Consider the following 12697-nt stretch of genomic DNA (forward strand, 5'->3'; position numbering starts at 1 on the left):
ATATTACTACTCCTAATCAAAGCTTTTAATGATTCAGTTTTTATCTATTATATATCAAAAGTTTAAAATAAGTCAATCAAAGTTTCTAATAAATACCTAGGATTAAAAAAATATAATTACAAAAGATAAATTTGAATAAGCTTTACTTAAATTTAAGCTTTAATAAAAATAGAAAGAGGTATATAACTATGGAAAAAAAATTAAAATCAGCAACAAATAATCAATGGGTATCAACAACTGTTGATCCTAACATGGTTCCTGCAAAGGATAGACAGCCAAAGACTGCAGGAGATAATCAATGGACATCAACTTCTAAAAACCCAATGAAATAGTAAAAGTATGGGCTTAATTTAGAAATAATAACTTTCTAAGTTAAGTCCATATTTTATTAAAGTTAAAGTTACAAATCGGCTTTTAATAAGTAATTAAATTTAAGTTTAAAAAATATATTAATTTAAAAGAATAAAATAAATTAAGATTTTAAGGGGGAGGTTATGTTACGTGGATTATTAGGAGGATTATTGGTTGCCTGGATTTTAAGTTTATTCGATTTTGATAATATGGTTATAAATTCTATACATGAAGTCTTTGATATAGAAGTATCAAAAGATCTTTATTATGTTATTTTTGCTTTAATAGGATTAATAAGTCATATTTTAAAATATTGAGGTTTTTATATTAATAAAGATAGGGAGGGATTAAGTGTTAGGTGGATTATTATGGGGGCTATTAATTGCTTGGATATTAAGTATATTTAATTTTGATCATATGTTTATAAATGCGATATATGAACTTTTTAAGATAAGAATATCAACGGATGTATATTATGTAGTACTTGCATTATTAGGATTAATATGTGGTATTATAAATAAAGAAAGCTAAATATTAGAAAACAAAGGATTAGTTAAGGAGAAACTGCAGGAATGAAAAAATATTTTAGTTTAGGAATTTTAATTCTTTATGGGATATTTCTAGGAGGAGTAGTAGGAGCTGTCAGTTGGCTTTTTTTATCTATTGTTAGTTTAGGAATACATTTTATGTGGAACGAATTACCTGGGAAAATTAATTTTCCATATTGGACATTATTAGTATGTAGTGTTGGTGGAATCTTAGTAGGGCTATGTCAAAAATATTTAGGGGAATATCCAAAACTTATGCCAGAAGTTATGGCAGAATTTAAAAAAACTAAGAGAGTAGATTATAAAAATGTTCCAAAGGCTTGTGTATCAGCCTTAATTACTTTATTTTTTGGAGCAAGTTTAGGACCAGAAGCTGCTCTTGTTAATATTATAGGAGGACTTTCCACTTTAGTTGGAGATATTTTAAAATGGACTGTTAAGGACAAAGAGTTACAAAAATACGATAGTGTAGTAACAGAGTTTAGTATGGAAGCTGCACTAGGACTTATATTTCATGCACCATTAATAGGATTAACTCCATTAATAGAAGGTGATGATTCTAAAGTAAGAAAGAATATTAAAACAATAATTTATTCAATTACAACAGCTGCTGGATTTGCTGTTTTAATCCTATTATCACAAATTGATAATAGACCATCTTTTATAGTTCACTTTGGAAATTTTAGTCTTGGAGTGGGTGAAGTAGTATCAATAATACCATTAATAGTTTGTGGAATTTTGATGGCATTATTATATGGATTATATGGTAAAATTCTACATAAAGTTTTTTTACCTTTAAAAAACTATAAAATAATAAGAGCATTAATTGGGGGAATAATTTTGGGAATAGTTGGTACACTGCTACCATATACACTATTTTCAGGAGAACATGAAGTAAAAGAATTGGTTAAGGAATGGAGTACTTTATCAGTATGGATTCTTATATTAATTAGTTTATTGAAATTGTTCCTAACAGAGGTTTGTTTATCTACTGGATGGAGAGGTGGACACATATTCCCAGTAATATTTTCAGGAGTTTCAATGGGATATGCTCTTTCAACCATATTCTCAATTGACCCAGTTGTCACAGTTACTATAGTTACAACGGCATTTACAAGTGCGGTTTTAAGAAATGCTGTAGTTACTTTACTTTTGTTAGTGTTATTCTTCCCAAGTTCATTAATATGGGTTATGTTAATAGCTGCATTTTTATCAGCTTATGTCTTAAAGAAATGGGATTCACGAGGAAATCAAAAAGAAGATATTAAAAAGGTTGCATAATTTTTATAATAAATAATTAAACTTAAAAATGAATTTATTGGTTTAAAAGCTATGTTTTAAATAAATAGGATTTTTAGATATTATCTAAAAATACACATGAATTTAAGACATAGCTTTAATTTTTTTATCTTAAAATTTAGTTTGAGTTTCTAGTTTGCTTATTAGCTTTTCATATATTGGAATCATATGAGCTTCACTACAATATTCTTTTATTTTATCAAAAGGAATCCACATAACACCACTATTTTCATCTTCCTTAAGAGTAAGTGATTCATCTTCAGAGCATTCAATTAAATAAGTAAGGTTTAGATGTAGATGAGATGATACATATTTACCTCTTTTTATATGACCATTTACAGTTAAAACATCTAGTGCAAAAGCTTCATTTAAAAGTGGTGTAGCATCCTTAACACCTGTTTCTTCTTTTAATTCTTTTAAAGCAACTTGAAGTTGATCTTCTTCCCCATCTGAGTGGCCGCCAGTCCATGCCCATGAGTTATATATATTATGATGAATCATTAAAAATTTGTTTCTATCTTTATTTACTGCAAAGGCAGAACTAGTTAAATGAGCAATTGTATTATTTCTTGTTAAAATATCATCAAAATCATTTAAGCATCTTAAGAATAGTTCTTTATCTTTCTCTTCCTGTTCATTAAATGGAATATAATTTTTTATATCTTCAATATAGTTCATCTTAAACACCACCTAGTAATTTGTTGTTTTTATTATATAATAATTAACTTTTGGAAAAACATATATTATTAGGATAATATATGTTTTTTTTGTGCATATTAACAAAAAATTAATTAAATTTTAAATAAATATTTCCTTTTTTTCTTTTGTAAGATATAATCATATTACTAATGGGAATTAAAGTTAATTTAAATAACTTTTAGTGTTTTATTACCCGTTAGGATTAAAAATTATATTATCTTTTTATATAAATAAAAAAGATAGAAATACTAATTATTATAGGTAAATAGTATAAAGGAAATAAGTAAGGAGATGATTTTAATGGAAAAAAACATAGAAATCAATAAGGGTATAATTTCAACTTGTAAAGAGGAATATTCAAATACTATGGCTTTAGTAAAAGAAAAGTTAGAAATATATTTAGATGAGCCAAAAGTTTTTTCACATGAATATGTTTTAGGTACACCAGGATTTAAAGATAATTTAAGAGATAATATACAAAGAGCCTCTGCAATAATTTTTGATTTTGTAGCAGTTTATAAGAGATATGAAGAAAATGAAGATATAAAACATATTTTAGAAAAAGCAAGAAATGTTTATGCAGTATTAGGAGAAGCATCAATAAACATTAATAGTGATGTTTTAGAAGCATTAAGAAGAATTTCAACAATAGAATTTGAATAATTTAAAAAAAGGTTAGTAACTTTTAAGTTTACTGGCCTTTTTATTTTGGGCTTTGTTTTAGGTGAATATTGACTTTTAGCTAGCTTTTTAGATTTGGCTAAAAATCAATATTAGTTTAAAACAGAGCCTTATTTTTATATAAATTTTAAAGAATATTATTTTCTATATGAAAAAATATTACTAAAGATAAATAAAAAATTAACTTAGTTAAGTTAAAAAATAATAAATTTATATTATTAAGAAAATAAATGTAATATATTTACAAATAAATAGAGTTACATTATAATCGAATTTACATTGATAAAATGATAAAAATATTCGTTTTATATTTGGGGTTTATTAAATAAAACGGAAAAATGTTATGTAATTGTTATCAATGATTTGTGTTTACAATGAAAAGGGGGAAATTTTATGATTAGAAGAAAAGTAAAGTCCATGTGTGGATTTGCTTTAGCATTAGTTTTAGCTGCTAATGTTAGTCCGGTAGTTTCTTATGCAACAGTTAAAGAGGAATCAGGTAATGGCTCTAAACTTACTAGAGAATATAAATTAGATTCCTCATATCTAAAGAAGGATGATGCTGAGGTTGCTGAGAAAAAAATTATTGATGGAGTTGATACAAAAACTGATGAGGAGATTTCTGTAATAGTTGAATTTGTAAGTCCATCAATAGCGGAGGGTGTTAACAAAGAGAGACAAGCTAGCGCATTAACTCAAAGTAAAATTGAGAGAGATCATCAATCATTCAAAGAATTTTTAGATTCTATGCCTGCTAAGTATAAATCAACAGGAAATACATCTATAGAATATTCTTATAAAGAGGTATTTAATGGAGTAAGCTTAAGAATACCAGGATCAGAAGTTAAAAACTTACTTAACTGTTCAGTTGTTAAAAGAATACATCCAGATGTTGAGGTTCAAGTAGATTTACCTGAGGAAGTGGAAAAAAATAGTGAAGGAATAACAAATAGGCCAGAAGGAAAAATGGCAGATAGTGTTCCCCATATTGGAGTGGATGATTTACACAAAGAGAATGTAACTGGAAAAGGAGTTAAAGTTGGTGTTTTAGATACAGGAATAGATTATAATCACCCAGATTTAACTAATGCTTATAAAGGATTTAGAGCAGAACAAGGAAATTCAAATTCACAAAATATAGATGATGTTATGGGATGGGATTTCATAAGTGGAGATGCAGATCCAATGGAAACAACTTATGAGGATTGGCAAGAGAGTGGAGAACCAGAATTTGATTCAAGAGGAAATGCTTATTATACAGCTCATGGAACTCATGTATCAGGAACAATAGCCGGAACGGCTGATAACACAGAAAATAAGATGGCTGTTAAAGGGATTGCACCAGATGTAGAACTTTACGGTTATAGGGTTTTAGGAAAGTATGGTTCAGGAGCTACTTCAGGTATAATAGCCGCTGTAGAAAAGTCTGTTAAGGATGGAATGGATGTAATAAATATGTCTTTAGGAAGTTCAAATGGGACACCATTTGACCCTCTTGTAACGGCAGTTAATAATGCTACATTAGCTGGAGTAGTAACTGTAATATCAAATGGTAACTCAGGACCTAATCCTGTTACAGTAGGATCTCCAGGAACAGCTCAATTACCAATAGCTGTTGGAGCCTCAACAACTCCTTTAATCGTAGCAGACTATGAGTTAGAGGTTGGAGAAGGAATAAAATTAACAACTGCTAATCAAGTTATAACAGATTTTTCAAAGTCTATAGAAGGTTCTCATGGAAAAGAGTATGAGGCAGTTTATTGTAATCTAGGTTATGTAGAAGACTTTGAAGGAAAAGATTTAACTGGAAAAGTAGCTTTAGTTGATAGAGGAGATATAACTTTTGTTGAGAAGGCTACAAATGCAAAGAAGGCAGGAGCAGAGTATGTAATTATAATGAATAATACAACTGCAAATGAGATACCTAATCAAGGAGAAAGTAAGGCAGCTAATGCCATAGCAGTAAATCAGGCTGAGGGAGAAATAATAAAAGCTAATTTATCTAGTGAAGGAACTATTAAATTAACATTAAATAAGCTTTCAGACAAAGAACTTAAAGGGGATGAGATTACTGAATTTAGCTCAACTGGGCCAGTTCTTACAACTGATGAAATAAGACCTGATATTGTGGCGCCAGGAAGTCAAATATTCTCTACAGTTCCAGAGTATATAAATGATAAAAATACAGAAGTAGATGATTATTCAGTGGCTTATGGAAGAATGAGTGGAACATCAATGGCGGCTCCACATATAACTGGTGTGGCTGCACTTATACTTCAAGAAAATCCAGATTATAAGCCAGAAGATGTTAAGGCTGTAATGATGAACACATCAGAAAATCTAAACCAATTTAGAAGTGATGAGTATAGTGTTCATCAACAAGGTGCAGGAAGAATTAATGCTTATGAAGCTGTTTATGATGATACTCATATAACTGCTGAAAATATAGTTTATGATGGAGTTGATAATAGAGAACTTGTTAATGAAACCGGATTAATTTTCTTTGGTAAGTATTCTAAAGATGAAGAAAATCAAAGTGATAAATCTAAATCAATTCCTGTAACAATAGAAAATAATTCAGATAGTGAAAAAACTTATACTGTTAGTATTAAATATTCACAAAGTGATAGAGCAAAAGATGCTGTGACAAATGGGGTCGCTGTTAATATGGAAGATAAAATCACAGTTGAGGCTAATTCTAGTGAAACAGTAGATGCAACTTTAAGTATTTCAGGAAATGCTGAAACTGGAATATATGAAGGGTATATAGTAATTGTTGAAGAAGAAAGTCAAAAAGATTATCAAATGCCATTCTCTGTGTCATATAAAAATTCAGGATTTGACCAATTATTTTATCCAAGTATGATGGGAGGATTTGCAGAAGGTCTTACATCTATGACTTCATCAGACTTATTCAATAGAGATGAAACACAATTAAATCTGTATTCAGATATTGAGGTGGGAATTCAAACAAATGAACCTATTTCTCAAATATATGGATTTGTTAAAGATAAAGAAAGTGGAGAGTATTTAGGGTATGCTGGTGGAGATATGGATACTTCATGGATACAAACTGGTAGTCAAGCTATTATAAGTGCTTTGGTTCCAAATGGAAGAGTACAAAAACTTAAAGGAGAGAATATAACTAATGAATATATGTTACTTGAAAATGGTATTTATGAGCTAGAATTAATAGCTGTAAGACCAGATGGAACAACATTTAATGGTTCATTGCCTATGGCTATAATAAATGATGCTAACGAAAATGAAATGACTTTAAATGTTGAACCAGGAGTTACAGAGGTTACAGAAGATATGTATTCAACTAAAACATGGGCTGACGGGAATGACTATGAGGCTTTATGGCTTGAAGGAAATATAAGCAATGGAATAGTTGAGGAATTAAAAACAAAGCATGGGATGGATTACTTAGATCAATCAGAGGTAAATAATCCTTTATTCTCTTATGTAACAAAAAGTGGAATGTTTGCTCCTTTAGGCGCTTGGGCTAAAGAAGATGGAGATTTCTTATTAGCTGGTATAGAAAAAGAAGATTTATCTGAGGGTCCTTTTGTATTAGAAGGAAGATCAATTAATCCAGGTAAGGTTTCTTCTAAATCAGAGCCATATATCTTTATAAATGAAGGAGAAAGTTATTTAGAATTTGATATAGAAAAAGATTATGCTAGGGTAGGAGAAGAATTTAATGCTTCTTTATCAATGAATAATGTTGAAGATGTTGCTCAAGGAGACTTTGTACTTTATGACTTCGGAAATGCAGTATATGATATAGTTAATATACAACCTTCAGAGTCTTTAAAAGCAGAGTTACAAAAAAATAATAATACTATTGATATAAATTTTGAAAAAATAGCTTCAGATTATGATACAAAAACTAGCTATAAAATAAACTTTGAAATAAAAGGCGAAAATGTAGTAGGAATATCAGGTGATTTAGATTTATTTGATATAACTTATAAATTATCAGAGTTAAGAGGAATTAATAAAGACTTCTTTGTATCTATAGGAGAGTTTAAGAAAAATTCATTCTCATGTAATGATGCTAAATTTAAAAATTCTCTTGGAGAAACTGTAGAGGTAGAAAGTAAGACTGTTAATGACTTTATAGGCTTAGTAGATCCTAATGATACTTTAGTATATGGTTCTATTGGAACAGCAGGTTTTGGCTCAAAGGACATAGAAATATATGCTGTAGATAGTGATGGAAATAGATATGAAACTGATAATCAAGATACTTATAGATATGAAAGATTATATTCCTTTAAACTTCCAGTTATAGATGGTGAATATAAAATCATTGCTGAAATGCCAGGACATTTTAATGTTATAGCAAACATTAAAGGTGGAGATTATGTAGATGGCGAACTAGTTGGAAAACAAGTTGATTTAGGTACAGATAGCTACTTTGCACCGACATTAAGACCAATAGCTGGGGATGCTAATGAAGATGGTGCAATTGACATGCATGATGTTAATATTGTCATGAATTCCTTAGATAAAGAAGTTCAAAATACTCAAGGAAATGCTCCTGATTTTGATCAAGATGGAATAGTTACTATTGAAGATTTTATTCATCTATTTAATAATTATGGAAAACAAAACTTCAATAGAGATGATTCTAAAACTCCAGAATTAATTGTTGATGGAAAAGATATAATTGATGTTCTTGAGGAATTAGGAATATTTGAGAATGGGGAAGGATTTGGAATAGAGCTTAATAAGGATATGACAGAATCCTTTGAAGGAGAAAAAGTAACATTCACAGCTAATACAGAATATGATCCAGGATATTATAATTTTAGATTCTATACTAGAAGAGTTGGAGAATCAGATTGGACTTTAGCAAGAGAAGAAAGTCAAGATCCTGTATTCGAATGGACTCCAGAAGTTGCTGGTAACTATGAAGTTAAAGTTAGAGCAATGCATCCAAGTGGACAAGAGATTCAAGATACTATCACTCATTTTGTTAAATCATTAGATAGCATAGTTGTATCTCCTGTAAATAACTTTAGAGCTACAACTATAAATAAGAAAGATGTAATTGTAGAGTGGAACGCACCAGAGAACACTGAAGGATTAACAGGCTATGTTCTTTATAAAGATGGTAAAAAGATTGGAGAAGTAGATGCGGGCGAAACTAGTTATATATTTAAGGGATTAAATAGACACACAATCTATAACTTCAAAATAGCTGCTAAGTATGTTAATGATAAATTATCAACTAAGGAATCAATAACACTTAGAACAGCAAGATAAAAATTAATTTAAAGGCCTATTAAAGTGTAAAAGAGAATTATATTATTTAGGACTTAGATATTTATACTAAGATTTAAATTTGATTAGGATTATTTATCTAGGTTCCTAAAGCTTAAAATTTCTTTGGTTTTAGAAGATTTAAGTGTATTTAGGGACTAAGATTTATGATTACTTAAATTAAAAATCTTAGCTATATTGTCTTAAGAGTTAATATAGTTTTGCATGGTTACAACTTTATAAGGCCTTTTTTATTTTTAATAAGAATTAATTAAAATTGTAGACTTTAATTATTAAAAAGGTTGCCAATAAAGAGTATAAAAAATATAATCAAGGTAAGTATTAATTAATAATAAAGAGAGTTAGTATTATTAATCTTTTATAAAATAAAGATTTTCTTTGAATATATAAGAATAAATTTTTCATTAAATTTATTACAGAAAAAATTAATTTTCAAATAGAAATAGGAGGCAGGCTTAGTGTCAGTTAAAGAGTCAGTATTAAAGATTCTAGAAGAAAATAGGGAGACTAGCATATCAGGAGAGGAGCTAGCTAAATATTTATCAGTTTCTCGTGCGGCTGTATGGAAAGCTATAAATGCTTTAAGGGGAGAAGGATATAATATTACTGCTGTAACTAACAGAGGATATCAATTAACTAAGGATAATGATTTACTGTCAGCAGAAGGAATAAAGATTTTTTTAAATCCAAAATATAATGAAAATTATATAAGAGTATATAAAACTATAGATTCAACTAATCAAGAAGCTAAAAAATTTTTAATGGATGATGATATACCTCATGGAACAGTTTTGCTTTCAGAAGAACAAACAGCAGGAAGAGGAAGATTTCAAAGAAAGTTTTTCTCACCATCTAATAATGGAATATATATGAGTGTTATTTTAAGACCTAATATAGAACTTTCAAAGGCTATACATATAACAACTTCTGCAGCAGTATCGGTCTGTAGAGCAATAGAAAACTTAACAAATAAAAGACCAAAGATAAAATGGGTTAATGATATATTCCTAGATGAAAAAAAGATTTGTGGGATATTGACAGAGGCAAGTGGGAATTTTGAAAGTGGAAGAGTTGAGAATGTTGTTGTTGGAATAGGAATAAATTTTAAAACCAAAGAAGATGATTTTCCAGATGATATTAAAGATATTGCAGGATCTATATTTGAGGGAGAGGAGCCTAATATTACAAGAAATCAGTTAGTTGCTGAAATCTTAAATGAGCTTCTTTATATGTGCGATAATTTAGAGGATAAAAGTATAATGCAAGAGTATAAGGTTTTATCTTTTGTCTTAGGAAAAAAAGTAAGTTTCTTAAAGAATAATAGGCTAAATAAGGCAAAAGCAGTTGATATTAGTGATGAGGGTGCTTTAGTTGTTCAGTATGAAAATGGCGATTTAGATTATTTGAATTCAGGAGAGGTTTCGATAAAGACTTGTAAAAAATAATTGCAGTTGATTATAGAATTAAAAGAAGTCAAAAACTTAATTCACTTATATGAGAAATTTTTGAGTGTTAGATATATTTTAATAACAAATATATCTGACACTCTTTATTTTTTTATTTAGATAAATAATGAAATATTAACAAAATGTTACAAAATATGCTACAATGTGAATGAACAATTAGGAGGAGGGTTGCTTATGTTGAAGGAACTTTTTTTTGGAATTTCATCTATAAAAGGTCCTATATGGCTTAAGGAATTTAGTGAATACAATAGACAATTAGAAGACTTAAAAGAGTTAAGTTGTAAAGTGAAAAGTGAAAAAAAGAATTTTATAGATAGAGATATTATGTATTTAAACTATGGAATAGAGGGAGAGAAAAATGTTAGTTATGAAATAAAAAACTCCTTTATTCCTATGTTAGCTTTGCATGATATTAGAATAGAAGATGGGGAAGCAGTAGCTCAAATGGATTATGTCCTAATAACAAAGAGTTTTATTTTAGTTCTAGAAACTAAAAAATTAACTGGAGATATAAGTATAAATGAGTCTGGAGAGTTCATAAGATACTTTAAAAATAAAACAGGAAAAGTTTATAAAAAAGAAGGGATATATAGTCCAGTAGTACAGAATGAAAGACATGTTAGAATATTAACGGAGTATTTAAAGAAAAATAAAATAATTAAAAGAGTACCAGTTTATTCATGTGTAGTAATTGCAAATTCAAAAAGTGTTATAAATAAATATAGAGCACCAAAAGAAATAAAATCTCAAATAATAAAATATGATCAATTAACATCTTTTATAAATTCAAAACTTCAATATCATAAAAAATTAAAGGATGTTATAAATTTAGATAAACTTATGTATTCAATAGGAAACTTTCTAGTGGAGAACAACAAGCCTATGAAATTTGATTATTATAAAAAATATTCTTTAAGTGAAGTTGATTTTATTGAAAAAGAAGGTTTGGAAGAGAAATTAGAAGGTAATAATAAAAATCAATTTACTAAGGAGTGCTCTGAAGAATATGATTATTTAAAAAAAGAAAATAATTTAAAAAGCAAAGATAGAATTGAATATAAAAATGAAGAGGAATTAAGGAACAAGCTTAAGAAAGTTAGAATTTCCTTTGCAATAAAAGAGAAACTACCAGCGTATTATATTTTTAATGATGAAACACTAGAAGATATTTTAAATAAAATGCCAAAAACTAAGGAAGAACTCTTAAAAGTTAGAGGTTTTGGTAAAGTAAAGGTTAATAAATATGGCGAAGAAATTATAGGAGTTTTAAATTAAAAATAAAATTGATTAGAGAAAAAGAATTAATTCTGCTACTGTCTAACGTTATACTTTTCTTTTTAATGGTTTCATCAAAAGAATTAGTATATAGAATTTTATTTTTCATAATAATACTAGGTATAAATGTTATTATGTATTTAGAAAGAAAAAATAGTTTTAAAATAGGTATTAGAATACTTCAGTTAGAAATTAATGGATTAAAAGAAAATTATTAATCGTTTTTAGTACAATCGTTATATGTTATAATGGGATAACATTTAACATATGAAGGGGGAGCAGATATGCCTTTTACGCCTGCACATCCGGCAGCTGTACTTTGTTTGAAAAATAAAAGATTCAATTTTACAGCTTTAGTTTTAGGGAGTATGGCACCTGATTTTTTATACTTTTTAAATTTTAGACCATATGGTAATTTAGGCCATGAGATTTTAGGCTTTTTTATATTAAATTTACCTTTATGCATTTTATTAGCTTATGTTTTTCATAATTTTATAAAGGGACCTTTAATAAGTAATTTACCAAGACCTTTTGATGGATGGTACGGATATTTAAGAACAGAACAATTTGGGTTACATTCTTGGAAAGATGGATTTGTATTTATATATTCAGCTTTATTAGGAATGATAACTCATATAATATGGGATGCTTTTACTCATAAAACAGGTTTTTTTGTTGAACATATTTCTTTTCTTCAAAAAAAGGTGTTAACTTTAGAAAATTATAATATTTATGGATACAGTTTATTACAGCATGGAAGTACTTTAGTTGGAATAATTATAGTGTTATGGTTTCTTTATAAACTTAGAGATACTAGAAATAGAATTTTATGGGGGCATAAAGAGTTTAAAGATAAATTAATTTATCATTTAATAATAGTCTGTGCTACCATGATAGTTTTATTTTTTAGTTATTCAGTTTTTAGATATTTTAATATAAGTTATGGAGTAGGTAATTTAGTAGTAGCAATTATAAATGGAATTTTTATTGGGATTATTATTGCTACATTTAAAAATTAGATTATATATTATTCGGTATTAAAAGTAGAGTTCACTTAAAGTTGCATTAAATGGTATAATATAG

General features: G+C 28.1%; 10 protein-coding genes and 1 other annotated feature (1 of these 11 only partly in view). Of the genes, 9 read left to right on the top strand and 1 reads right to left on the bottom strand.

All coding sequences use genetic code 11. The features are described 5' to 3' along the window. Positions 1-29: a binding site (T-box leader), on the bottom strand; it reaches 179 nt to the left of the window's first position. 159 nt (positions 30-188) lie between these two features. The 4 genes from AC2JAQ_RS03200 (at position 189) to AC2JAQ_RS03215 (ending at position 2180) form a co-directional block, all read left to right on the top strand. Next, a complete protein-coding gene (locus tag AC2JAQ_RS03200; protein ID WP_368235740.1) occupies positions 189-332 on the top strand; it encodes a hypothetical protein in 144 nt (47 codons plus the stop codon). A 162-nt stretch (positions 333-494) separates the two neighbouring features. Continuing rightward, positions 495-668 carry a hypothetical protein gene (locus AC2JAQ_RS03205; protein WP_488457873.1) on the top strand — a complete coding sequence of 58 codons (174 nt, stop codon included), beginning with the start codon at positions 495-497 and terminating at the stop codon, positions 666-668. A 34-nt stretch (positions 669-702) separates the two neighbouring features. Further along, on the top strand, positions 703-882 hold the full coding sequence (locus tag AC2JAQ_RS03210) for a hypothetical protein (protein ID WP_488457874.1): 180 nt from the start codon (positions 703-705) through the stop codon (positions 880-882). Between the two features lie 41 nt (positions 883-923). Further along, positions 924-2180 (top strand): chloride channel protein, encoded by a 1257-nt coding sequence (locus AC2JAQ_RS03215; protein ID WP_488457875.1) that lies wholly within the window; start codon positions 924-926, stop codon positions 2178-2180. 129 nt (positions 2181-2309) lie between these two features. Here AC2JAQ_RS03215 and AC2JAQ_RS03220 read toward each other — a convergent pair whose 3' ends face one another. Then, entirely contained in the window at positions 2310-2876 is a 567-nt protein-coding gene (locus AC2JAQ_RS03220) for an NUDIX hydrolase (RefSeq protein WP_488457876.1), read from the bottom strand. A 321-nt stretch (positions 2877-3197) separates the two neighbouring features. Here AC2JAQ_RS03220 and AC2JAQ_RS03225 point away from each other — a divergent pair, with 321 nt between their 5' ends. The 5 genes from AC2JAQ_RS03225 to AC2JAQ_RS03245 all read left to right on the top strand — a co-directional run bounded on the left by AC2JAQ_RS03225 (position 3198) and on the right by AC2JAQ_RS03245 (position 12633). After that, a complete protein-coding gene (locus AC2JAQ_RS03225) occupies positions 3198-3560 on the top strand; it encodes a hypothetical protein (RefSeq protein ID WP_488457877.1) in 363 nt (120 codons plus the stop codon). Between the two features lie 411 nt (positions 3561-3971). Continuing rightward, on the top strand, positions 3972-8855 hold the full coding sequence (locus AC2JAQ_RS03230; RefSeq protein ID WP_488457878.1) for a S8 family serine peptidase: 4884 nt from the start codon (positions 3972-3974) through the stop codon (positions 8853-8855). Between the two features lie 476 nt (positions 8856-9331). Further along, positions 9332-10318 carry a biotin--[acetyl-CoA-carboxylase] ligase gene (locus AC2JAQ_RS03235; protein WP_488457879.1) on the top strand — a complete coding sequence of 329 codons (987 nt, stop codon included), beginning with the start codon at positions 9332-9334 and terminating at the stop codon, positions 10316-10318. 195 nt (positions 10319-10513) lie between these two features. Beyond that, positions 10514-11614 (top strand): HRDC domain-containing protein, encoded by a 1101-nt coding sequence (locus AC2JAQ_RS03240; RefSeq protein WP_488457880.1) that lies wholly within the window; start codon positions 10514-10516, stop codon positions 11612-11614. A 284-nt stretch (positions 11615-11898) separates the two neighbouring features. After that, on the top strand, positions 11899-12633 hold the full coding sequence (locus AC2JAQ_RS03245; RefSeq protein ID WP_488457881.1) for a DUF4184 family protein: 735 nt from the start codon (positions 11899-11901) through the stop codon (positions 12631-12633). Positions 12634-12697 lie beyond the last annotated feature (64 nt).

The sequence above is a fragment of the Clostridium sp. LIBA-8553 genome (assembly GCF_057782465.1).

Coding starts and splice junctions, on each gene's coding strand:
- AC2JAQ_RS03220 (WP_488457876.1), bottom strand. CDS start 2,876: ATGAACTATATTGAAGATATAAAAAATTATATTCCATTTAATGAACAG.
- AC2JAQ_RS03230 (WP_488457878.1), top strand. CDS start 3,972: ATGATTAGAAGAAAAGTAAAGTCCATGTGTGGATTTGCTTTAGCATTA.
- AC2JAQ_RS03200 (WP_368235740.1), top strand. CDS start 189: ATGGAAAAAAAATTAAAATCAGCAACAAATAATCAATGGGTATCAACA.
- AC2JAQ_RS03215 (WP_488457875.1), top strand. CDS start 924: ATGAAAAAATATTTTAGTTTAGGAATTTTAATTCTTTATGGGATATTT.
- AC2JAQ_RS03225 (WP_488457877.1), top strand. CDS start 3,198: ATGGAAAAAAACATAGAAATCAATAAGGGTATAATTTCAACTTGTAAA.
- AC2JAQ_RS03245 (WP_488457881.1), top strand. CDS start 11,899: ATGCCTTTTACGCCTGCACATCCGGCAGCTGTACTTTGTTTGAAAAAT.
- AC2JAQ_RS03205 (WP_488457873.1), top strand. CDS start 495: ATGTTACGTGGATTATTAGGAGGATTATTGGTTGCCTGGATTTTAAGT.
- AC2JAQ_RS03240 (WP_488457880.1), top strand. CDS start 10,514: ATGTTGAAGGAACTTTTTTTTGGAATTTCATCTATAAAAGGTCCTATA.